The 22,134-nt window shown below is 58.7% G+C and carries 25 protein-coding genes; 20 read left to right on the top strand and 5 right to left on the bottom strand.

All coding sequences use genetic code 11. The annotated features are described in order from the left end of the window. Positions 1-2: 2 nt before the first annotated feature. Positions 3-1,442, top strand: coding sequence for a glyceraldehyde-3-phosphate dehydrogenase (locus ACKPCU_RS14265; RefSeq protein ID WP_104737659.1), 1,440 nt, complete (start codon positions 3-5; stop codon positions 1,440-1,442). 70 nt (positions 1,443-1,512) lie between these two features. Here ACKPCU_RS14265 and ACKPCU_RS14260 read toward each other — a convergent pair whose 3' ends face one another. After that, entirely contained in the window at positions 1,513-2,028 is a 516-nt protein-coding gene (locus tag ACKPCU_RS14260; RefSeq protein ID WP_321347673.1) for a chalcone isomerase family protein, read from the bottom strand. A gap of 351 nt (positions 2,029-2,379) precedes the next feature. On the opposite strand from ACKPCU_RS14260, the gene ACKPCU_RS14255 reads away from it, so the two are divergent. From ACKPCU_RS14255 to sthA, 9 genes are all read left to right on the top strand, one after another. After that, positions 2,380-3,717: a Na(+)-translocating NADH-quinone reductase subunit A gene (locus ACKPCU_RS14255; RefSeq protein ID WP_321347671.1), complete on the top strand. Its 1,338-nt coding sequence runs from the start codon at positions 2,380-2,382 to the stop codon at positions 3,715-3,717. A 1-nt stretch (position 3,718) separates the two neighbouring features. After that, the gene (locus ACKPCU_RS14250) at positions 3,719-4,933 is read left to right on the top strand and encodes an NADH:ubiquinone reductase (Na(+)-transporting) subunit B (protein ID WP_104737656.1); all 1,215 of its coding nucleotides are present in this window, start codon (positions 3,719-3,721) and stop codon (positions 4,931-4,933) included. Next, positions 4,923-5,702, top strand: coding sequence for a Na(+)-translocating NADH-quinone reductase subunit C (locus tag ACKPCU_RS14245; protein ID WP_321347668.1), 780 nt, complete (start codon positions 4,923-4,925; stop codon positions 5,700-5,702). The genes ACKPCU_RS14250 and ACKPCU_RS14245 overlap by 11 nt, the downstream gene beginning before the upstream one ends. 2 nt (positions 5,703-5,704) lie before the next feature. After that, the gene (locus ACKPCU_RS14240; protein ID WP_104737654.1) at positions 5,705-6,376 is read left to right on the top strand and encodes an NADH:ubiquinone reductase (Na(+)-transporting) subunit D; all 672 of its coding nucleotides are present in this window, start codon (positions 5,705-5,707) and stop codon (positions 6,374-6,376) included. A 6-nt stretch (positions 6,377-6,382) separates the two neighbouring features. Continuing rightward, on the top strand, positions 6,383-6,991 hold the full coding sequence (nqrE, locus tag ACKPCU_RS14235; RefSeq protein WP_104737784.1) for an NADH:ubiquinone reductase (Na(+)-transporting) subunit E: 609 nt from the start codon (positions 6,383-6,385) through the stop codon (positions 6,989-6,991). Between the two features lie 15 nt (positions 6,992-7,006). Then, positions 7,007-8,230, top strand: a complete 1,224-nt coding sequence (gene nqrF / locus ACKPCU_RS14230) for an NADH:ubiquinone reductase (Na(+)-transporting) subunit F (RefSeq protein ID WP_104737653.1) — start codon at positions 7,007-7,009, stop codon at positions 8,228-8,230. 106 nt (positions 8,231-8,336) lie between these two features. Then, a complete protein-coding gene (locus ACKPCU_RS14225; RefSeq protein ID WP_321347666.1) occupies positions 8,337-9,254 on the top strand; it encodes an FAD:protein FMN transferase in 918 nt (305 codons plus the stop codon). Between the two features lie 3 nt (positions 9,255-9,257). Next, entirely contained in the window at positions 9,258-9,500 is a 243-nt protein-coding gene (nqrM, locus tag ACKPCU_RS14220; RefSeq protein ID WP_104737651.1) for a (Na+)-NQR maturation NqrM, read from the top strand. Between the two features lie 56 nt (positions 9,501-9,556). Beyond that, positions 9,557-10,954: a Si-specific NAD(P)(+) transhydrogenase gene (gene sthA, locus ACKPCU_RS14215; protein ID WP_104737650.1), complete on the top strand. Its 1,398-nt coding sequence runs from the start codon at positions 9,557-9,559 to the stop codon at positions 10,952-10,954. Positions 10,955-10,967: 13 nt separating this feature from the next. Here the strand turns inward: sthA and ACKPCU_RS14210 are convergent, their stop codons facing one another. Genes ACKPCU_RS14210 through ACKPCU_RS14200 form a run of 3 tightly spaced genes read right to left on the bottom strand, consistent with a single transcriptional unit; the run spans position 10,968 to position 12,573 of the window. Then, positions 10,968-11,699: a glycerophosphodiester phosphodiesterase gene (locus ACKPCU_RS14210; protein ID WP_104737649.1), complete on the bottom strand. Its 732-nt coding sequence runs from the start codon at positions 11,697-11,699 to the stop codon at positions 10,968-10,970. 6 nt (positions 11,700-11,705) lie between these two features. Beyond that, positions 11,706-11,999 carry a phosphodiesterase gene (locus ACKPCU_RS14205; protein ID WP_321347662.1) on the bottom strand — a complete coding sequence of 98 codons (294 nt, stop codon included), beginning with the start codon at positions 11,997-11,999 and terminating at the stop codon, positions 11,706-11,708. Between the two features lie 13 nt (positions 12,000-12,012). Next, positions 12,013-12,573, bottom strand: coding sequence for a PilZ domain-containing protein (locus tag ACKPCU_RS14200; RefSeq protein WP_104737647.1), 561 nt, complete (start codon positions 12,571-12,573; stop codon positions 12,013-12,015). 112 nt (positions 12,574-12,685) lie between these two features. Between ACKPCU_RS14200 and ACKPCU_RS14195 the strand changes: the two genes are divergently transcribed. Then, positions 12,686-13,930, top strand: coding sequence for a lipoprotein-releasing ABC transporter permease subunit (locus ACKPCU_RS14195; RefSeq protein ID WP_104737646.1), 1,245 nt, complete (start codon positions 12,686-12,688; stop codon positions 13,928-13,930). Further along, positions 13,923-14,603 (top strand): lipoprotein-releasing ABC transporter ATP-binding protein LolD, encoded by a 681-nt coding sequence (lolD, locus tag ACKPCU_RS14190; protein ID WP_321347658.1) that lies wholly within the window; start codon positions 13,923-13,925, stop codon positions 14,601-14,603. Before ACKPCU_RS14195 ends, lolD begins: the two co-directional genes overlap by 8 nt. Positions 14,604-14,607: 4 nt before the next feature. Here lolD and ACKPCU_RS14185 read toward each other — a convergent pair whose 3' ends face one another. Next, complete coding sequence (locus ACKPCU_RS14185; protein WP_321347656.1) at positions 14,608-15,138, bottom strand: DUF2062 domain-containing protein; 531 nt, start codon at positions 15,136-15,138, stop codon at positions 14,608-14,610. Between the two features lie 93 nt (positions 15,139-15,231). On the opposite strand from ACKPCU_RS14185, the gene ACKPCU_RS14180 reads away from it, so the two are divergent. From ACKPCU_RS14180 to murB, 8 genes are all read left to right on the top strand, one after another. Further along, entirely contained in the window at positions 15,232-17,484 is a 2,253-nt protein-coding gene (locus ACKPCU_RS14180) for a DNA internalization-related competence protein ComEC/Rec2 (RefSeq protein WP_321347654.1), read from the top strand. An 84-nt stretch (positions 17,485-17,568) separates the two neighbouring features. Next, positions 17,569-18,228: a MotA/TolQ/ExbB proton channel family protein gene (locus tag ACKPCU_RS14175; protein WP_104737642.1), complete on the top strand. Its 660-nt coding sequence runs from the start codon at positions 17,569-17,571 to the stop codon at positions 18,226-18,228. Between the two features lie 2 nt (positions 18,229-18,230). Continuing rightward, positions 18,231-18,665: an ExbD/TolR family protein gene (locus ACKPCU_RS14170; protein ID WP_321347651.1), complete on the top strand. Its 435-nt coding sequence runs from the start codon at positions 18,231-18,233 to the stop codon at positions 18,663-18,665. Next, entirely contained in the window at positions 18,662-19,687 is a 1,026-nt protein-coding gene (gene lpxK, locus ACKPCU_RS14165; RefSeq protein WP_321347649.1) for a tetraacyldisaccharide 4'-kinase, read from the top strand. Before ACKPCU_RS14170 ends, lpxK begins: the two co-directional genes overlap by 4 nt. Before the next feature lie 3 nt (positions 19,688-19,690). After that, complete coding sequence (locus tag ACKPCU_RS14160) at positions 19,691-19,876, top strand: Trm112 family protein (protein WP_321347647.1); 186 nt, start codon at positions 19,691-19,693, stop codon at positions 19,874-19,876. 2 nt (positions 19,877-19,878) lie between these two features. Beyond that, positions 19,879-20,637: a 3-deoxy-manno-octulosonate cytidylyltransferase gene (gene kdsB, locus ACKPCU_RS14155; RefSeq protein WP_188656497.1), complete on the top strand. Its 759-nt coding sequence runs from the start codon at positions 19,879-19,881 to the stop codon at positions 20,635-20,637. Continuing rightward, positions 20,634-21,095 carry a low molecular weight protein-tyrosine-phosphatase gene (locus tag ACKPCU_RS14150; protein ID WP_321347644.1) on the top strand — a complete coding sequence of 154 codons (462 nt, stop codon included), beginning with the start codon at positions 20,634-20,636 and terminating at the stop codon, positions 21,093-21,095. Before kdsB ends, ACKPCU_RS14150 begins: the two co-directional genes overlap by 4 nt. Further along, entirely contained in the window at positions 21,092-22,117 is a 1,026-nt protein-coding gene (gene murB, locus ACKPCU_RS14145; protein ID WP_321347642.1) for a UDP-N-acetylmuramate dehydrogenase, read from the top strand. The genes ACKPCU_RS14150 and murB overlap by 4 nt, the downstream gene beginning before the upstream one ends. Positions 22,118-22,134 lie beyond the last annotated feature (17 nt).

The following is a 22,134-nucleotide window of genomic DNA, read 5'->3' as shown; positions in this document are numbered from 1 at the left end:
CCGTGACTCAAGCCCAATTTGAGCAGTGTCTGGAAAACTGGACGGACCGTGAAGCCACCGCTGAGGCGATGATTCCTTTGATTGGTCGTCTGTACCGTGAGCATAACGTTGTCACCTCCATCTACGGTCGTGGCCTGGTCAATCGCTCGGTTATCAGCCTGCTGAAATCTCACCGTTTCGCTCGTCAGATCGACGACAACGAGCTGTCTGTTCACGACACCTTCCCGGTTCTGAAAGAACTGCTGGATCTGAATCTGGGTCCGGCCTCTATCGACCTGGCACGGCTGGTCAACAAGTTCCGCGCCTCTGGCAGCGACGACCTGAACGCCTTCCTGCGCGTCGAGTTGGCCAGTGTCATCGGTGGCACTGGTGAGCGTCGCCAGGGTCGCGACGTTGTGCTGTATGGTTTCGGTCGCATCGGCCGACTGCTGGCGCGCATCCTGATCGAGAAGGCGGGGGCTGGTGATGGCCTGCGCCTGCGTGCCATCGTTGTTCGCAAGGGTGCACCCAACGACCTGGCCAAGCGCGCCAGCTTGCTGCGCCGCGATTCGGTTCATGGTTCCTTCCAGGGCACTATCACCATCGATGAAGAAAACAACACCATCACGGCTAACGGCAACCTGATTCAGGTTATCTACGCCAGCGACCCGACCAGTATCGATTACACAGCCTACGGTATCGAAGACGCCATCGTGGTCGATAACACTGGCGTATGGCGCGATGAGGCTGGCCTGTCTCAGCACTTGCAGTGCAAGGGCGCTTCCCAGGTTGTGCTGACTGCGCCGGGCAAGGGCGATCTGAAGAACATCGTGCATGGCATCAACCACGCGGCCATCACGCCGGAAGACAAGATCATCTCCGCTGCGTCGTGCACCACTAATGCGATCGTGCCAGTGCTGAAGGCGATCAACGACAAGTTCGGTATCGTCAATGGTCACGTTGAGACAGTTCACTCGTACACCAACGACCAGAACCTGATCGACAATTTCCACAAGGGCAACCGTCGTGGCCGTAGCGCGGCGCTGAACATGGTTATCACCGAAACCGGTGCTGCCAAGGCGGTTGCCAAGGCGCTGCCTGAGCTGGCTGGCAAGCTGAGCGGTAACGCTATCCGTGTGCCGACGCCAAACGTCTCCATGGCGATCCTGAATCTGAATCTGGAACAGTCGACTGATCGCGATGAGGTCAACGACTACCTGCGTCACATGGCGTTGCACTCCGACCTGCACAAGCAGATTGACTTCACCAACTCGCAGGAAGTGGTTTCCACTGACTTCGTGGGTTCGCGTCACGCTGGTGTCGTCGATGCCGAAGCAACCATCTGCAATGACAATCGTGTCATTCTGTACGTCTGGTACGACAACGAGTTCGGCTACAGCTGCCAGGTTGTCCGCATTCTGGAAGACATGGCCCATGTGAATTCGCCGGCGTTCCCGGCCTGATTCCTTGGGTGGCAAGAAAAAAAAGGCGCTTCGGCGCCTTTTTTTGTTTTGCTGCCTGATGGGGGGCGGGTTAGCGCAACAGGGCGCTGCGCAGATCGTCGGACAGGCCGTTTGGTGCCAGCCAGATGCCGAGGTACAGCTCCGCCAGTCCCGGGGTAGTGCTTTGAAAGCTGAGCTGGCCGTTGTGATGCAGCAACAGCTCGCCTTCGGCTGTGCGAGTCAGGCTGTAGGTGTCGCCGTCGCGGACATCGGCGAAGTGCGCGTGCAGTTGTTCAATTTCGTTCAGTAGCGGGTTGAGTCGGGATCGGGGGTGTTGGCGTTTGAGCGTTACCATGGCGGCTTTAATCATGTCGTCCCGGTCGATCGAGCGGTGATATTGCAGCGTCAGGCGGATCGGCTGCTGGCTCTCCAGTAACCGGGTAAGGTTGCTGTTACTCGGCGCATAGAGTGTGGCGGTGTAGATATCCATGAAGAGGTAGCGAAACAGGTGCTGGTTACGTGTGGCCAGGCTCACATCGGTGGTCGCTGTGACGTTTGTCGAGGCGAGTAGCAACAGGGCGCTCAGAAGGGTTGCCGGCAGTGACATGCGGGTTTCCTTTGTTGGCTGTTTTGTGATCAGTGTACGCCGTTGGGGCCGGTTGGCGGTTAACGCTGTTTCCGTTGGTCGGATACAGTGTTTCCGCGTGTTTCATGAATGCGCGGTCAGGGCTGCCGGCGTTATCGATTTCATCAATGAGGCCGATTAAAAAACCGAAAAATCCAAGGGCTCGGTAGCATTGAGGTGTCATGCTCTTTATACTTGGCGGGATTTTTTATGGGGGTTTGAGGCTGCCCCGGCCACTACTTTAATCTACCTTCGGCTCGGGTGGATTCCGGTATCTGTGCATGCTCTGGCGGCCCGCCCGTGAAGATTTCAAACAGTGATTAGGCTATTCGTATGATAAAAATCAAACGGGGCTTGGATCTGCCAATCACCGGTTCTCCCGAACAGCGCATTGAAGACGCTCGTGCGGTGCGTAGTGTCGCCGTTGTCGGCTTCGACTACCACGGCATGAAGCCGACCATGGAAGTGCGTGAGGGAGATCGGGTCAAACTTGGACAGGTTCTGTTCAGCGACAAGAAAACTCCGGGCGTAGTCTTTACCGCGCCTGCCGCTGGTGTCGTCAGCGCAATCAATCGTGGTGATAAGCGTGTCCTGCAGTCGGTGGTTATCGATATCGACGGTGATGACGCCGAAAGCTTTGCCGCCCATGACGCAAATGCCCTAAACGGTCTGGCACCGCAGCAGGTCCGTGAGCAGTTGATCAGCTCCGGTCTGTGGACAGCGCTGCGTACCCGTCCATTCAGCAAGACTCCGGCGGTCGATGCTGAGCCCAGTTCGATTTTTGTCACCGCAATGGACTCCAATCCGATGGCAGCTGATCCCGCTGTCATCATCAAGGAGCACGCTGCTGATTTCGAGAACGGCCTGAAGGTTCTGTCTCGTCTCGCCAAGGTCTGGCTGTGCAAGGCCGATGGTGTCAGCCTGCCGGGCGAAGGCCTGAGTGGTGTCAGCACTGAGAGCTTTGCCGGTCCGCACCCTGCTGGCCTGCCGGGTACCCACATTCACCACCTGGATCCGGTGAGCGAAAGCAAGAGCGTCTGGCAGATCAACTACCAGGACGTGATCGCCTTTGGCGTGCTGTTCACAGAGGGTCGTATCTGGACTGACCGCTATGTCGCCCTGGCGGGTCCGCAGGTCGAGAAGCCGCGCCTGTTGAAGACGCGTCTGGGTGCCAATCTGGACGAGCTGACTGCCGGTGAGTTGAAGTCCGGTAACAATCGCGTGATTTCGGGTTCCGTCTTTGGCGGCCGCGCAGCACGTGGTCCAGTTGCCTTCCTGGGACGCTTCCATTCGCAGGTATCTGTGCTGCTGGAAGGTACTGAACGCCAGATGCTGCATTACCTGCGCGCGGGTGCCAACAAGCACTCGGTGCTCAATATCTTCATTTCCAAGCTGAACCCGTCCCGGCTGTTCAACTTTGATACCAGCACCAACGGCAGTCCGCGAGCCATGGTGCCGGTAGGCAACTATGAAATGGTCATGCCGCTGGACATTCTGCCGACCCAACTGCTGCGTTATCTGGTAGTGGGCGACACAGACATGGCTCAGAAGCTGGGTGCCCTGGAGCTGGATGAAGAAGATCTGGCGCTGTGCAGTTACGTCTGCGCTGGCAAGTACGAGTACGGCCCGATTCTTCGGGATAACCTGACTCGCATCGAGAAGGAGGGCTGATATGGGCCTGCGTGCATTCCTCGACAAGATCGAGCATAACTTCGAGAAGGGCGGCAAACACGAAAAGTGGTATGCCCTTTACGAAGCCGTTGATACCTTCTTCTACCGCCCGGGCAGTGTCACCAAGACAACCGCCCACGTGCGCGACGGTCTTGACCTCAAGCGCATGATGATCACTGTATGGCTGTGCACCTTCCCGGTGATTTTCTACGGGATGTACAACATCGGTTTTCAGGCTAATACCATCTATGCGGGCAACCCGGATCTGCTGGCTGCTCAGGATAACTGGCGTCTGGCACTGATCGCGATGTTTGCCGGGTTTGATCCGGCCAGCCTCTGGGACAACCTCATCCACGGCGCTGCCTACTTCCTCCCGGTCTACGCCGTAACCTTCCTGGTTGGTGGTTTCTGGGAAGTGGTATTCGCCTCCATCCGCAAGCACGAAGTGAACGAAGGCTTCTTCGTTACCTCCATCCTGTTTGCCCTGATCGTTCCGCCTAGCATCCCGCTGTGGCAGGTTGCGTTGGGTATCAGCTTTGGTGTCGTGATCGGCAAGGAAGTGTTTGGTGGTACTGGTAAGAACTTCCTCAACCCAGCGCTGACCGGTCGTGCATTCCTGTTCTTTGCCTACCCGGCCCAGATGTCCGGTGATGCAGTCTGGACTGCGGTTGATGGCTTCGCTGGTGCAACCGCGTTGAGCATGGCTGCTTCCGGTGGCGTTGAACAGATTGTCGGCAGTGGTCTGACCTGGCTGAACGCCTTCTACGGCAATATGCAGGGGTCCATGGGTGAAGTCTCTACCCTGGCCATTTTCATCGGCGGTGCGGTACTGCTGCTGACCAAGATCGCCAACTGGCGCATCGTTGCTGGTGTCATGATCGGCATGATTGCTACCAGCCTGCTGTTCAACAGCATTGGCTCGGATAGCAACCCGATGTTTGCCGTGCCGTGGTACTGGCATATGGTGATCGGTGGCTTTGCCTTCGGCATGATCTTCATGGCAACCGATCCGGTGTCGGCGTCGATGACCAATACCGGCAAGTGGATCTTCGGTGCGCTGATCGGCCTGATGGTCATTCTGATCCGCGTCGTCAACCCGGCATTCCCTGAGGGGATGATGCTGGCGATCCTGTTCGCCAACCTCTTTGCGCCGCTCATTGACCACTTCGTGGTTCAGGCCAACATCAAACGGAGGCTTGCACGTAATGTCCAGTAAGAAAGAATCCGTTGCCCGCACGCTCACGGTAGCGCTGCTCGTCTGTCTGGTCTGCTCCGTCGTGGTGTCAGCCGCTGCGGTTGCACTCAAGCCGGTTCAGACCACCAACAGGCTGCAGGACAAGCAACGCAATATCCTGCAGATTGCCGGCCTGTTCCAGCCCGGCGTCAGCGTCCAGGAGCAGTTCCAGCAAATCACGCCGCGTCTGGTCGATCTGCGCACAGGTGAGTTCAGTGATGCCCAGGATCCGCTGACCTTTGATCAGCAGAAGGCGGCGAAAGATCCGTCGATGTCCGAGCAACTGTCCGGTGAGCAGGACATTGCGAGCATCCGTCGCCGCGCCGACTTCTCCACTGTCTATGTGGTGGAAAACCCTGATGGCAGCATCAAGACCCTGATTCTGCCGATCCACGGTTACGGTCTGTGGTCGACCCTGTATGGCTTCATGGCGCTGGAAAGTGACCTGAAGACCGTCGTCGGTCTGGGCTTCTATCAGCACGCCGAAACGCCTGGTCTTGGTGGTGAGGTAGACAATCCGAACTGGAAGGCGCAGTGGACTGGCAAGGTCGTCTATGACGAATCCGGTAAACCGGCCATCAGCGTCATCAAGGGTGGTGTCGACCCGAGCAACCCGAACGCTGAACACCAGGTCGATGCGCTGGCTGGTGCCACGCTGACCAGTCGCGGTGTAGAGAATCTGGTGCGCTTCTGGCTGGGTGAAGACGGGTTTGGTCCGTTCCTCGAACATCTTCGTGCAGGGGAGGCATAATCATGGCTAAAGCCACTGCCAAACAGGTTCTGTTCGAACCTATTTTCAGCAACAACCCGATTGCCCTGCAGATCCTCGGTATCTGTTCGGCGTTGGCGGTAACCACCAGCCTTAACGTGACTCTGGTCATGTGTATCGCGCTGACGTCGGTAACTGCGCTGTCCAACTTCTTCATTTCCATCGTTCGCAACCAGATCCCCAGCTCGATCCGTATGATCGTGCAGATGGTGATCATCGCGTCGCTGGTAATCGTGGTTGATCAGGTGCTCAAGGCGTACGCCTACAGCATCAGCAAGCAGTTGTCGGTTTTCGTCGGTCTGATCATCACCAACTGTATCGTGATGGGTCGTGCTGAAGCCTTCGCCATGCAGAACCCGCCGCATATGAGCTTCCTGGACGGTGTAGGTAACGGTCTGGGTTACAGCTTCATTCTGATCTGCGTCGCGGTCATCCGTGAGCTGTTCGGTGCCGGCAAGCTGTTCGGCATTGAGATCCTGCCGCTGGTCAGCGCTGGTGGCTGGTACCAGCCCAACGGTCTGCTGCTGCTGCCGCCGTCTGCGTTCTTCATCATTGGTCTGATTATCTGGGCGCTGCGCTCCTGGAAGAAAGATCAGGTGGAAGCTGCAGAGTTCAAGATGGCGCCGCAAAGCCGTGCTATGAAGGAGGCCATGTAAGCCATGATTGAACATTACATCAGCCTGCTGGTGCGGGCGATTTTCGTAGAAAACATGGCGCTGGCCTTCTTCCTGGGGATGTGTACGTTCATTGCAATCTCCAAGAAGGTGCAGACCGCTATTGGTCTGGGCGTTGCGGTTGTTGTCGTACAGGCAATCACCGTACCGGCCAACAACCTGATCTATACCTATCTGCTCAAGGATGGCGCACTGGCTTGGGCCGGTCTGCCAAACGTCGATCTCAGCTTCCTGGGTCTGCTCAGCTACATCGGTGTGATCGCGGCCATTGTTCAGATTCTGGAGATGCTGCTCGACAAGTTTGTGCCTGCGCTTTACAACGCGCTGGGCGTGTTCCTGCCGTTGATCACCGTGAACTGCGCGATCATGGGTGCGTCTCTGTTCATGGTTGAGCGTGACTATGCCTTCGGTGAAAGCGTGGTCTACGGTGTTGGCGCCGGTGTTGGCTGGGCGCTGGCTATCGTTGCGCTGGCAGGTATCCGTGAAAAGCTCAAGTACAGCGATGTACCGGACGGGCTGCGTGGTCTGGGCATCACCTTCATTACTGTTGGTCTGATGTCGCTGGGCTTCATGTCCTTCTCCGGCGTGCAACTGTAAGAGGAGCTGTAACTGATGAACATGGAAATCTATTTAGGCGTAGGGATGTTTACCGCGATTGTATTGTCGCTGGTTGCCATCATCCTGATCGCTCGTTCCAAGCTGGTCAGCAGCGGCGACGTCACCATCGAGATCAATGGTGAGCGTACGGTTACCGTTGCTGCTGGTTCGAAGCTGCTGAATACCCTGTCTGCCAACGGCATTTTCCTGTCCTCCGCCTGTGGTGGCGGTGGTACCTGCGCCCAGTGCAAGTGCATCGTCGAAAGCGGTGGCGGCGAAATGCTGCCGACCGAAGAGTCGCACTTCACCAAGCGCGAGGCGAAGGAAGGCTGGCGTTTGTCCTGCCAGACTCCGGTCAAGCAGGATATGAAGATCGAAGTGCCGGAAGAAGTGTTTGGTGTGAAGAAGTGGGAGTGCACGGTCGAGTCCAACCCGAACGTTGCTACCTTCATCAAGGAGCTGACCCTGAAGCTGCCGGAAGGTGAGAACGTTGACTTCCGCGCTGGCGGCTATGTGCAGCTGGAATGCCCGCCGCACACTGTCCACTACAAGGATTTCGACATTCAGCCGGAATTCCGCGGTGACTGGGACAAGTTCAACCTGTGGAAGTACGTGTCGAAGGTGGATGAAACCACTATTCGTGCCTACTCCATGGCCAACTATCCAGAAGAGAAGGGGCTGGTCAAGTTCAACATTCGTGTTGCTTCGCCGCCGCCCGGTCGTGACGACCTGCCGCCTGGCAAGATGTCGTCCTGGGTGTTCTCGCTGAAGCCGGGTGACAAGGTTACCGTGTACGGTCCGTTCGGTGAGTTCTTTGCCAAGGACACCGATGCCGAGATGGTCTTCATTGGCGGTGGTGCCGGTATGGCGCCGATGCGCTCGCACATCTTCGATCAGCTCAAGCGTCTGAACTCCAAGCGCAAGATGAGTTTCTGGTATGGCGCGCGTTCGCTGCGTGAAGCCTTCTACGTTGAAGAGTACGATCAACTGGCGGCAGAAAACGAGAACTTCCAGTGGCATCTCGCCTTGTCTGATCCGCTACCGGAAGACAACTGGGAAGGGCCGACCGGCTTCATCCACAACGTGCTGTTCGAGAACTACCTGAAGGACCATCCGGCGCCTGAAGATTGTGAGTTCTACATGTGTGGACCGCCGATGATGAACGCATCCGTGATCAAGATGCTGCAGGACCTTGGTGTCGAACCCGAGAACATCCTGCTCGACGACTTCGGCGGCTAGTATGCGCCCTAGCGTTATCCGGCCCGTTATTGCTGTTGCCTTGGCAGCAGCCCTAACGGGCTGTTTCAATTCTGTAGACCCTGTTGCGGAAATCTACGGCGCAACCATGGGCAGTACCTATTCGATCAAGTGGGTTCCTGTCGAGGATGCTCCGGATGCAGAGACGTTGCAGACCGACATCGATGGCATGCTTGCGCGGTTTGATGAAGAGGCCTCAACCTGGCGTTCTGACTCTGATATCGCCCGTTTTAATGCGGCACCGGCCGGGACGTGCATGGATATGCCCAGCTCCGTGCTGGATATGGTCCGCTTGGCCGAAACCCTCAATCGCGAGAGTAACGGAGCGTTCGATGTAACGGTCGGGCCGTTACTCAAGTTGTGGGGGTTCCATGGCGATCCGCAGCTGCAGGAGGTGCCAAACGCCGATGCGCTTGCCGCGGCCATGCAGATGGTCGGACAACAGCACCTTCACGTACGTGAGTCCCAACTTTGCAAAGATGTTGCGCTGACTGTCGAGCTGAGCAGTGTTGGCGCCGGCTATATGGTCGACCGGGTGTCTGAACGTCTTGAGCACTACGGCATCAAAAACTATATGGTTGAGATGACGGGAGAACTTAAGGCTGTTGGCCACAAGCCGGGTGACCGGCCATGGCGGATTGCCATTGAAGAGCCGCGAGACGATAACCGCGTGGCTCAGATGATTCTCTCGCTTGATGGTGAGGGCGTTTCAACCTCAGGTGACTATCGTAATTATTTCGAACTTGATGGCCAGCGTTTCTCACATACCTTCGATGCGCGTACCGGGAAGCCGGTGATGCACCGTCTGGCGGCGGTAACCGTGCTGGACCCCTCTGCGGCAAGGGCGGATGGCCTTTCCACAGTGCTGATGATCATGGGTGAGAAGGCCGGATGGGATTATGCTATTGCCCATGACCTCGCTGCATTCTTCGTTGTGCGCGACGGCGACACCTTTGAATCTAGGGTGACCCCGCGCTTTGATGCCCTTACCCCGGGCAAGGAGTAAAACATGGTTTGGCTATTGGCTTTTCTGCTCATGCTGCTGTGTGTTGCCGGCATGGCAGTTGGAGTGATGATGGGGCGCAAGCCCATTGCCGGCTCCTGTGGCGGCATTGGTGCTGTGGGTGTCGATAAGGCGTGTGGTATCTGTGGGGGTGACACAACCAAGTGTGAAGAGGCCAGTGCTAACGCCGGTGTGCCTCAGCGCCCAATGAACAAGGATCTGATTCGCGACGCGACCAAGGTCGACTAGTGATTCACGTGTGGCACGTGGCACCCTCTTTTTCCGTGATACAAGGAACAGACTGAATGGCCGTCTATAACTACGACGTGGTGGTGCTGGGCTCAGGCCCGGCGGGTGAGGGCGCGGCGATGAACGCCGCCAAGCATGGCCGCAAGGTGGCCGTGGTCGAGGAGCGCAGGGAAGTTGGTGGTAACTGCACTCATCTCGGAACTATTCCTTCCAAGGCGTTGCGTTATTCGGTCAAGCAGATCATTCAGTTCAACACCAACCCGATGTTCCGCCAGATTGGTGAGCCGCGCTGGTTCTCGTTTCCCGATGTGCTGCGCAGCGCTGAAAAGGTAATGAACAAGCAGGTGGCTTCGCGCACCAGCTACTACGCTCGTAATCGCGTTGATGTGTTCTTCGGCAAAGGCAGCTTTGCTGATGAAAACACCATCGAGGTGGTAGATGGCTCCGGCGCGGTGGAAAAGCTGATCACCAAGGAGGTCATCATTGCCACCGGATCACGCCCGTATCGCCCTGCTGACGTCAACTTCAGCCATCCGCGGATCTATGACAGCGATACTATCCTCAAGCTCAACCATACGCCCCGCACGCTGATTATCTATGGTGCCGGCGTGATCGGCTGTGAGTATGCGTCGATTTTCTGTGGTCTCGGCGTGAAAGTCGACCTGATCGATACCCGTGATCGGCTGCTCAGCTTCCTCGATGATGAGATCTCCGATGCGCTGAGTTATCACCTGCGCAACAGCAGTGTGCTGATTCGCCATAACGAGGAGTATGAAAAGATCGAAGGGCTGGACAACCGAGGCGTTGTCCTGCAGCTCAAGTCCGGCAAGCGGCTGAAGGCCGATGCGCTGCTCTGGTGTAACGGGCGTACCGGCAACACTGACGGGCTGGGTCTGGAGAATGTGGCGTTGCATCCCAATGGCCGCGGCCAGCTGGAGGTGGACGAGAACTACCGCACCAGTGTGCCGAATATCTATGCTGTCGGTGACGTGATCGGCTGGCCCAGCCTGGCCAGTGCGGCCTTTGACCAGGGCCGGTCAGCGGCGGGTAACATCGTCAGCAACGACGGCTGGCGCTTTGTCGACGACGTGCCGACCGGGATCTACACCATTCCAGAGATCAGTTCGTTGGGTAAGACCGAGCGCGAGCTCACTGAGGCGTGCGTGCCTTACGAGATTGGCCAGGCCTTTTTCAAGAGTATTGCGCGTGCGCAGATCAGTGGTGAGCCGGTTGGGCTGCTGAAAATTCTGTTCCACCGCGAGACGCTCGAGGTGCTGGGTATCCACTGTTTTGGAGACCAGGCGGCGGAGATTGTGCACATTGGTCAGGCGATCATGAACCAGAAGGATGGGGCCAACACTATCAACTACTTCGTCAACACGACCTTCAACTACCCCACCATGGCTGAAGCCTATCGGGTCGCGGCTTTGGACGGCTTGAACCGGCTGTTTTGATTGGTCCGGGGCGCTACGGGCGCCCCTGATTGATTACCTTTACCGCGAGGGAGGGCAGGTCGGTAATCAGGCTGTCCACACCCATTGCGGTCAGTCGCCGCATCAATTCTGCATCGTTTACAGTCCAGACCGACACATGCAGTCCGGCTGCTTTTGCTGCGCGCAAACGCCGTTCGCTGCAGAGCTTCCAGTTCAGAATTAGATAGTCGCAGCCGTAGCGGCGAGCGCTCTTTATCGGATCAAGCAGTCCGTACTCTTCCACCAGCCCGGTTGGCAGCATGAAGTCGTTGCGTTTGGCGTAGCGCAATAGCGTTCGGCTGGAGGAGGTGACCACCGCCTTGTCGTGCAGTTTGTACTGCTCCGTCAGCGCGGCAATAGCGTCGAGAACGATACGTGACTGACGTTCCGATCCGCTTTTTACCTCTAACTGATAGTGTTCGATCTCCGGGCACTCCTGCAGCAATTGTGCAAGGGTCGGAATGGGGCAGGGCGTGCTCCAATCGGCCAGGCCCAGACGCGCATCCATCCGAGTGAGTTCGGCGGCGGTGTGCTGGGCCACCTTGCCGCGCAAGCCCGTAGTGCGCTTAAGAGTCGGGTCGTGTATCACCATCAGTTGCTGGTCTGCAGACAGGTGAAGGTCAAGCTCTACCCGGGTTACCCCGGCTTCAAGTGCTTTGCGAAAACTGGGCAAGGTATTTTCTGGTGCTTCTGCCCGTGCACCACGGTGTCCGTAAATCAGGGTCATTTCAGATCAGGGTGCCTTCGGAGTGTGCAGGCGTACGCTGTCGATGACCTTGTTGTACTCGAAGTACACGCTGAAGTCAGGATAGTCCCAGCGGGTAATTGGGGGTTGGCCGACGGCGGCATGGCGCTTGCTCGGCTCGCCCCAGCGTGCAGTGACACTGTCAAAGGTGGCACCGCGTTGCGGCAATGGGGTTTGCTGGCCGCTGGCTTGTTCGCCGACCGGAATGCGCAGGGTATCAGCCTGGGCGGTGCCGGACAGGGACAGGCAGGCGCAGAGCAGTAGCGAGTAGGTGGCTTTCATCTCGGAGTTCCTTTCAGGTTGATTTTGCGGCGCGGATGTCCTGCGCCTGCTTTTGCAGGATGTGTCGTGCCAGCAACTGACGTTGGGCATCGTTAATCAGGTCGAAGTTCAATGCAATGCGCCAGCGGTCAGGGGTGTCGGCGGGCTCGCAGCGTACCACCCTGGCAGGAATCGCCAGCCCAAGAGGAGCCGGTAGCAAAACCAGGCGCGCCGCGACCCAGCTGTCGACGGGGTAGGCGGTGTCCGCCTCGAAGTCCACACCGCCCTCGCTGAGGCTGACACTCTGGGGGGCGCCCAGGTTGTCACCCAGCTCCAGGGCCAGTGTCTGGCCGAGCAGGTCGATGCGCTTGTTGATGATCTTTAGATATTGAGCCAGCGCCCGATCACGTTCGCTGATCTGACGCAGCAGGTGCTGGGACTCATAGTCCAGCATGTGCAGGTCGGCTAACAGGTTGAACAGGGCGCTCTGGCGTGACCCCAGATCTGCCTCGGGACCTGCAATGGGCGTGCAGTCCAGGAGAATCTGATCCTGAATGCGAAAGAACTCGCGGCTTTCTTCGTGGTCTGTGTGCATGGCGATTCTCTATTCGCGCCGTCGGTAGGCGCTGACCAGGCTGTGACGTTCAGTGTAACATGTCGCTCAAAATCCACCGGCTATGGCCGGAGCATAAGGTAACCCGCTTTTCATGTTCAGACCTTTACCCTTTTTTATCGGCCTGCGCTACACCCGTGCCAAACGGCGTAATCACTTTATTTCCTTTATCTCGCTGATCTCGATGCTCGGGCTCACGCTGGGGGTGATGGTGATGATCCTTGTGCTGTCGGTGATGAACGGTTTCGACCGGGAGTTGCGCACGCGGATTCTCGGTATGGTGCCGCACGCTACCATCAACGGCTATCAACCAATCAGTGACTGGCGCTCGTTGGCCGAGCGCTTTGAGCAGAATCCGAAAGTCGTCGGCACGGCACCATTCATCCAGCTTCAGGGCATGCTGACCCATAACGGTAGTGTTGCGCCAGTGCTGGTCAACGGTATCGAGCCGCAGGCAGAAAAGCGTGTTTCGATTCTGGAAAACCACATGCAGTCAGGGTCGCTGGACAATCTGGCGGCGGGTGAGTTTGGTATTGTGATTGGGGAACTGATCGCCAAGCGTTTCAACGTGGCGGTAGGCGACAAGCTGACGTTCGTGCTACCGGAGGCTTCGGTTACCCCCGCAGGTGTGTTCCCGCGCCTGAAGCGTTTTACCGTGACCGGCGTCTTCAAGGTTGGAGCCGAGCTGGATGCCTCCCTGGCGATGATTCACATCGACGACGCGGCACGCCTGAGTCGCTGGGAACCAGGTCAGGTGCAGGGCGTACGATTGAAGCTGAAGAATCTGTTTGAAGCGCCGCAGGTGGCCTGGGATCTGGTGCGTGAACTGCCTGGCGACTATTACGCGCAGGACTGGACTCGGACTCACGGTAATCTGTTCGCCGCGATCAAGATGGAAAAGACCATGATTGGTCTACTGCTGATGCTGATTGTTGCAGTTGCTGCCTTTAACATCATTTCGACGCTGGTCATGGTGGTCACCGACAAGAAGGCGGATATTGCCATTCTGCGCACTCTGGGAGCGACTCCGGGCTCGATCATGGGTATTTTCATGGTGCAGGGATCGTTGATCGGTGTCGTCGGTACCATCAGCGGCTGTGTTCTGGGCGTGCTGGCGGCGCTGAACGTTTCCGATATGGTGGCCTGGCTTGAGCGGGTGCTGGGCATCCAGTTCCTCAGCTCGGACGTCTATTTCATCAGTTACTTGCCCTCCGAATTGATCTGGAGCGACGTGGCCATTATCTGTGCCACGGCACTGAGCCTGAGTTTCCTGGCTACCCTGTATCCCGCATGGCGGGCGTCACGAACCGAGCCTGCGGAGGCGCTGCGCTATGACTGATCTCGTTTTGGAATGCCGTAATCTGTGTAAGGAATACGCGGTAGGGCCACAGAATCTTCGTGTGCTCGACAATGTGGAGCTGCACCTGCAGCGCGGCGAACGTGTTGCTATCGTCGGTAGCTCCGGGTCCGGCAAGACGACTTTGCTGAACATGCTGGGTGGGCTGGATACGCCGACATCCGGTGAAGTTCGGCTGGCAGGTCGCGAGCTGTCAGCGCTGAAAGAAGTGGATCGTGGGCGTCTGCGTAATGAGGCGCTGGGGTTTGTCTATCAGTTCCACCATCTGCTGCCCGAGTTCACCGCATTGGAGAACGTCAGCATGCCGCTGTTGATTGGTCGTACGCCAATTTCAGAGGCGCGTCAGCGCGCGGTAGCAATGCTGGAACGGGTGGGGCTGGGAGAGCGTATTGGTCACAAGCCGGCGGAGCTGTCCGGTGGCGAGCGACAGCGTGTGGCGATCGCACGTGCCTTGATCAACCAGCCGGCCTGTGTGCTACTCGATGAGCCGACCGGTAACCTTGACCAGTACACCGCAGAGAGCGTTCAGCAGTTGATGCTGGAGCTCAGTCAGACACTGCAGACCGCGTTTTTGGTCGTTACCCACGATCTGGCACTCGCGGCCCAGATGGACCGCACCCTCACTCTGCGTCAGGGCCAGTTGTTGTCGGCCTGACGTTTCAGTCCTGCGACTGGCGACGACGTCGCAATTTACGTCGTTGCCAGTTGCGTGATACCCACATGCGCCAATACAACAGCGTCAGCACATAGCCGAGTGTGGCGACTATTGTGCCTACCACCAATGATCCGAGCAGTAGGGGTTGCCAGATGTGGTGCAGCTCCGCCATCAGCCAGTTGACCGACAGCTCCATTGGCATGCTGCGCTCGGATGTGCCCAGCAACAGCACGCCGACCTGATACTGGGCGAAGAAAATGGGTGGCATGGTGACGGGGTTGGTCAGCCAGACCAGACTGACCGAGATCGGCAGATTGGAGCGCACCAGAATGGCGATGGCTGCGGCGACTGCCATCTGCAGCGGTATTGGCATCAGCGCGACGAACAGGCCGACGGCCATTGCGCGCGAGACGCTATGGCGGTTGAGATGCCACAGATTCGGGTCGTGCAGCAGATTGCCCATGAACTGCAGGGACTTGCTGCCCTTGATCCGATCGGGGTGGGGCATCATGCGTTTGAGTAAGCGGCGCGGCATCGCTGAGTTCGGTTTAGCTGGCGTGCGCCAATTATGCATGGAATGTCAGGTTGGCACTACTGCCTGACAGCTAAAGCAAAACAGGATGTTTCCGTGAGTGATCTGCGTCTGCTGCTGCTCTGTCTGCTGGCAGGGCTGCTCTGCCCGTTGCTCTTTACGGCACTGCCGCTTTGGACACCGTTTGCCGGCGGTGTTGTTGTGCTGGCATTGCTGCTCCGTCGCCGCCCGTTGCGCCCCTTGCGCGCGTTATTGTTGTTCTGCTGTGGCTTGTCGTGGTCGCTTTTCTGGCATCACGCGGCGCTTGACTCTCGTCTGCCACTGGCACTGGATAATCAACAAGTCACGCTCACCGGGCGGGTTGATTCGTTGCCACAGCAGACGGATACCGGCTGGCGGTTTCAGTTACGCGATGTGCGAGATATCTCGCAGCGGTCATTGCCTGATATGCGCCTGCACTGGTGGGGTGGTGCCCCGATTGCGGCTGGCGAGATATGGCAGCTGGAGGTGCGTTTGCGCCGTCCCAGGGGGCTGCGTAACCCCGGCACCTTTGATTATGAATCATGGCTCTATGCGCAGGGGATTGGTGCGGTGGGCAGCGTGAAAGCCGGTCAGCGAATATCAGCTGCTCCGGCGTTGGGGCAGTGGCGCGATCGGCTGCAGGAACGGCTTGCCAGGCCGTTATCCGAGCTGCCGCGGGGTACGAGACTACTAGCCCTGTTAACGGGCGATCGCAAGGCGCTCGACCGGAGCGACTGGGATCTGCTGCAAGCAACTGGCACGACCCATCTGTTGGTTATCTCTGGCCTGCATATCGGCATGCTGGCAACGGCTGTATTTGCCCTCATGGGGCTTGTGCTGCGCAGCTTTCCGCTCGGCTGGTCGCGGCCTCAGCTGTGGTTGAGTGCGCCGGTGGCACTGGTTGCTGCAGCGGGCTATGCCGGGCTTGCCGGTATGGGGGTGCCGGTGCAGCGGGCATTGTTGATGTGTCTGCTGGTTTTGCTGCTGAAACTCTGGCGACGTCAGTTGCCGGCGATCGAGCTTTGGTTGGCAGCAATGGTGATCGTTACCTTGGTCAACCCGGCGGCACCACTGCGTGCCGGATACTGGTTATCGTTCATGGCGGTGGGATTGCTGTTGCTCGGGATGGGCGGGCGTCTGCATACCGGTAGCGTTTGGTGGCGCTGGGGGCGAGCCCAGTGGATTGCATTTATTGGGCTTTGGCCTTGGTTGCTGCTGTGGGGGCTGCCGACCAGTGCGGTGGCGATGCTGGTCAATCTGCTGGCTATCCCTTGGGTCAGTTTGCTGGTGGTGCCCACCGCGTTGCTCGGCGCGGCACTGGAGCTGCTCTGTGGGCTGGATTGGTTGTTGCTGTTGGCAGCCCATCTGCTGAATCTGTTGTTGCTGGCCTTGGCCTGGGTCGCGAAGTGGGATGGCCTGTTGTGGCTGCCGTTTCCGGGCTGGAGTGCATGGTTGCTGGCGCTGGCGGGAGTGCTGGCGTTGCTGTTGCCGATTGCCACGCTACGCCCGCTGGCACTGTTGTGCCTGCTGCCGCTCCTGTTGCCGCCGCAGGTTCGACCTGTCGCAGGTGAGGTTCGGGTGATTGTGCTGGATGTCGGACAGGGATTATCGGTGCTGGTACAGACTGCTGGCCACGACCTGCTGTATGACGCCGGCGCGCGTTTTGGCAGCGGCTTCGATCTGGGGGAGGCGGTCGTTGCGCCGGCACTACTCAGCTTTGGGGTGCGCGAGCTGGATTTGCTGCTGCTTAGTCACGCCGATACGGATCACGCTGGCGGCGCGCTCGCACTGGCTCGACGTATGCCACCGTTGCGTGTAATCAGTGGCGAGGCGGAGCGTATTCCTGCAGCGCTTGCCGCCGATGCCTGCCGTATGGGGCAGGAGTGGCTCTGGGATGGGGTTCGCTTCCGTTTGTTGCAAGCTCAGGATAGCGGTGATGACGGCAATGCCCGTTCCTGTGTGCTGCAGGTCTGGGCGGGTGAGCATTCGTTGTTGCTGCCAGGGGATATTGGCAAGGCCGATGAAGCGCTCCTGCTGGCTGAGTTGGCACCGGCCGAGTTGTTAGTGGCACCGCACCATGGCAGCCGCAGCTCCTCAAGCTATGCGCTGATAAGACGCCTTGGGCCGAAGTGGGTCGTGTTCAGCGCCGCCTATCATAATCCGTTCGGCCACCCTCATCCGCAGGTTGTGGCGCGCTACCGCGAATTGGGCAGCGATGCGATTTATACTGGCGGCGCTGGGGCGGTCAGCTTTATCCTGAGGCCTGACCGGCCGGTTGTTACGGAGTGGCGCTGGCGCGATGTGGCGCGGCGCTTCTGGCATGAATAACAAGCAGGTGTGCGTTGGTTTTGCGGGCCTTGGAACCGGCATGCTGTGCTAGAGTAGGCAACGTTTTTGGGGGAGGGATCGCTTGTGTGGGAATTGATCAGTTCTGGCGGATGGTTGATGTTGCCCATCATCCTGTCGTCAGTCATCGCCGTGGCTATCGTGATTGAGCGACTGTGGGCGCTGCGCAGCGGCAGGGTGGCTCCGGTCAATCTGCTGGGTCAGGTCTGGCGGTGGGTCAAAGATGGTCAACTGGATGCCGCAAAGCTGAAAGCGTTGCGCGCAGATTCGCCGTTGGGTGAGATTCTGGCGGCGGGGCTGGCTAACTCTCGGCACGGTCGCGAGATCATGAAAGAGTGCATTCAGGAAGCTGCCGGCAAGGTAGTACATGAACTGGAGCGCTACCTGAATACCCTCGGCACCATCGCAGCCATCACGCCGCTGCTCGGTTTGCTGGGGACTGTCATCGGCATGATTGACGTCTTCAGTGCCATCATGATCCAGGGCACGGGCAATACCGGAGTGCTGGCCGGTGGTATCTCCAAGGCGCTGATCACCACCGCCGCCGGTTTGACCGTCGCCATTCCCGCCGTGTTCTTTCATCGCTTCTTCGTGCGTCGTGTGGATGAACTGGTTGTCACCATGGAGCAGGAGGCGACCAAGCTGGTCGAAGTAATGCAGGGTAACCGCGAGGTTGAATTCAACGGCAATGATCGCGTAGCTGCGGCTGGCGGAAAGGGGGCCTGAGGGTGAACTTCCGTCGGCAGAAAATAGAGGAAGTCAGCGTCAACCTGACCCCTTTGATTGACGTGGTGTTTCTGCTGCTGATCTTCTTCATGGTGTCGACTACGTTTACCCGTGAAACACAGCTCAAGCTGGACCTGCCGCAGGCGGTTTCCGGGGAGCGGGTAGAGGATCGCACCATCAGGCAGCTGGAACTGACCATCAACGCGACAGGTGAGATGGCGTTGAACGAGCGCACACTCATTACGTCTGATCTCAAGACTCTTATGGCTGCACTGCAGAAGGAGTCCGCTGGTGATACTGATCTGCCGCTGGTGATCAGTGCCGACGCACAAACGCCGCACCAGTTTGTCATCACCGCGATGGACGCCGCCGGCCAGCTCGGCTTAAACCATCTGCGCCTGACGACCAGCGAAGCCGAGGCGGACGCAGCTAAGTGAGCGGTTCGTCGCTGGAGCAGCGGCTGCTGCGTGCCTGGTATACCAAGGCTCCCTGGCTACCGCTGTTGCGCCCGCTGTCTGCCCTGTATCGCCATCTGGTGGTTCGCCGACGGCAGGCTTATCTGAGCGGCGAGCGGGCTCAGTGGCAGCCACCGGTGCCGTTGATTGTGGTCGGTAATATCACCGTGGGCGGGACCGGCAAAACGCCCATGGTGGTCTGGTTGATAGAATTTCTGCGCGCGCGTGGTTATCGCGTAGGAGTGGTCAGTCGAGGCTATGGGGCTCGGCCGCCACGGTATCCGTGGCAAGTATCGGCAACGGATGAGCCCGCGCTTTGCGGCGATGAACCGGCGCTACTGGTTCGGCGCTGCGATGTGCCGGTGGTGATCGATCCGGACCGACCGGCAGCCGCACGGCATTTGCTAGCGACCACGGATGTGAACCTGATTATCAGCGATGACGGCTTGCAGCACTATGCGCTGGGTCGGACGGTCGAGCTGGTGATGCTTGATCATTTGCGTGGCTTGGGAAACGCTCGCTGTCTACCCGAAGGCCCACTGCGTGAGCCAGCTGAGCGGCTGGATGCCGTAGATCTGGTGGTCAGAAATGGCGCTGCGAACGACTCCGTGAAGGGCTTTGCCATGCAGCTGGTACCGCTGACGCTAGTCAATCTGGCCAGCGGGGAGCGGGTTGCTGCGGCGCGCTGGTCTGGGCCCCGTCAGGTTACCGCGATGGCCGGCATCGGCAATCCTCAGCGTTTTTTTCGGACGCTTGAAACCCTCGCCTTCGAGTTTGATACTCGCATTTTTCCCGATCATGCCAATTATGACGCGTCGACCCTCAGCACCCTGCCGGTAGATCGGCCGGTGCTTATGACTGAAAAGGACGCGGTAAAATGTGCTGGTTTGGCGCAGGACAACTGGTGGTACCTCAGTGTTGAGGCGCACCTGAGTGATGCTTTCGAGGCGGCGCTGCTGGGTTTGCTGCCGTCGTCTCACCCCGATGAAATCAAGCAGGAGTAACTGATGGACCCTAAATTGCTGGATGTGCTCGCTTGCCCCCTGTGCAAGGGACCGCTGGTGCTGAGCGACGACAAGCAGGAGCTTTGGTGCCGTGCTGACGGCCTGGCATTCCCGGTGCGTGATGGTATTCCGGTGATGCTGGAGACCGAGGCGCGCGCCCTGAATGCCGACGAAAAGCTGGGTGACTGAGCATGTTTCACGTCATCATTCCGGCCCGCTACGCCTCAACTCGGCTGCCGGGCAAGCCGCTGCAACTGATCGACGGCAGGCCGATGGTGCAGCACGTTTGGCAGCAGGCCTGCAAGAGTGGCGCCGCCTCGGTGATAGTGGCCACGGATGATCAGCGCATCCTGGATGCCTGTGCGAGCTTTGGTGCTACCGCAATCATGACGCGCGCAGACCATCCTACCGGCACTGACCGGCTGCAGGAGGTAGTCAGCCAGTTGGGTCTGGCGGACGACGCCTGTGTGGTCAATGTGCAGGGTGATGAACCATTGATCCCGCCAGCGGTGATCGACCAGGTCGCAGCTAACCTGATGGCAGCCAGGGACGCGGGTATAGCCACGCTGGCTGAGCCAATACGGGATAGCGAGACCCTGTTCAACCCCAACGCGGTCAAAGTGGTCTGCGATCATCAGGGTTACGCACTGTACTTCAGTCGCGCGCCGATGCCCTGGTGTCGTGACCAGTTTGCCAATGGTCCGGCCGCGTTGCCTGAGGGTATTCCGTTCCGCCGTCACGTCGGTATTTACGCCTATAAGGTCAGTTTCCTGCATGCCTATGTGGGTTGGCCAAGCAGCCCGCTGGAAACGGCTGAATCGCTGGAGCAGCTCAGAGCACTCTGGTTTGGTACGCGGATCCATGTTGCCGACGCATGCGAGACGCTGCCGGCTGGAGTGGATACGGCAGAAGATCTTGACCGGGTGCGAGCGCTGTTGGGGGCGTCATGAAACGCGTTCTGTTTGTCTGTCTCGGCAACATTTGCCGGTCTCCATCGGCTCAGGGAGTGTTTGAGTCGATGGTTTCAGCGCGTGGCCTGCAATCACAGTTTGAAATCGACTCGGCCGGTACCGGCGGCTATCACGCCGGCGAGCCGCCTGATCGGCGTGCTCAGGCCGCAGCGCGGCGGCGCGGATATGACCTGAGCGGGCAGCGCGCGCGTGCGGTGCGCCCATCAGATTTTCAGCAGTTTGACCTGATTCTGGCTATGGATCGTAGCAACCTGGAGAATTTGCTGCGGGTCGCTCCAGCCAATTGTGCGGCCCGGGTCAGGTTGTTCATGAGTTACGCGCCGGCATGGCCGGCAGAGGTTCCTGATCCGTATTTTGGTGGCGATCAGGGGTTCGAGCAGGTGCTCGATATGCTGGAGGCTGCTTCTGAAGCGCTACTGGAAGAGGTCGCCAGTTGATGTTGACGGTTGAGTCGGGAGTGGATCTGCAGCCGTTCAATAGTATGGCTATCAAGGCACGAGCTGAGCATCTGGTGCGGGTTCAGTCCGACGCCCAGTTGCGTCAGGCACTAGAGCTGGCTCGGGCCAGTGGTTGGCCAGTTACCTTGTTGGGTGGTGGCAGCAATGTGGTGCTTGCGGGTGACGTCGCCGGGCTGGTGGTGGTGATGTGCAGTCGCGGGCGTCGTGTGCTGGCGCGTGAGTCCCGTGGTGTGTTGATTGAAGCTGAGGCAGGGGAGAACTGGCATCAGCTTGTGTGCTGGACGCTTGATCTCGGCCTGGCCGGGTTGGAGAACCTGTCGCTGATACCGGGTACCGCAGGTGCGGCGCCAGTGCAGAACATCGGTGCCTATGGTGTTGAGGTTCGAGAGTTATTTGACAGCTTGGACGCACTGGATCGAGAGACTGGCGAGATTCGTTCCTTTTCGCTTCAGGAATGTGCCTTTGCCTATCGTGACAGCCTGTTCAAGCGAGCAGCCGGGCGTTATGTGATCCTCCGCATTCGGCTTTGTCTGCAGAGCAGGCCGTGCTTGCGGGTCGACTATGCTCCGCTCGCTGCAGCTTGGCAGGCGACGGGCTTGACCCGGGCGGATGCGCGGGTTGTTGCCGAGCTGGTGATGTCGATTCGGCGCAGTAAGTTGCCGGATCCTGCCTTGATTCCCAATGCTGGCAGCTTTTTCAAAAATCCGCTGGTGTCGGCCCGGGTCGCAGACGAGCTGGCTGCGCGGTTTCCGACGATGCCGCAGTTCCCTCAAGACGGTGGTGAGGTCAAGCTGGCGGCTGGCTGGTTGATTGATCAGGCGGGCTGGAAGGGGTTCAGGGACGGGCCGGTTGGGGTCCACCGAGAGCAGGCGTTGGTGCTGGTCAACCCGGGTGGTGGTACTGGTGCCCAGGTGCTGGGGCTGGCGGACAAGATCAGGCAGGACGTGTTGCAGCGCTACGGTGTCTTGCTGGAGCAGGAGCCGCCTGTGGTTGGCGGTTAGAGCGTCAATCGCGGGGT

Origin of the sequence: Halopseudomonas oceani (assembly GCF_963677335.1) — a bacterium.
In the GTDB taxonomy this organism is placed as follows: Bacteria; Pseudomonadota; Gammaproteobacteria; order Pseudomonadales; family Pseudomonadaceae; genus Halopseudomonas; species Halopseudomonas oceani.
The sequence above is the reverse complement of the archived record's forward strand: the minus strand, read 5'-3'. Positions and strand labels throughout refer to the sequence as shown.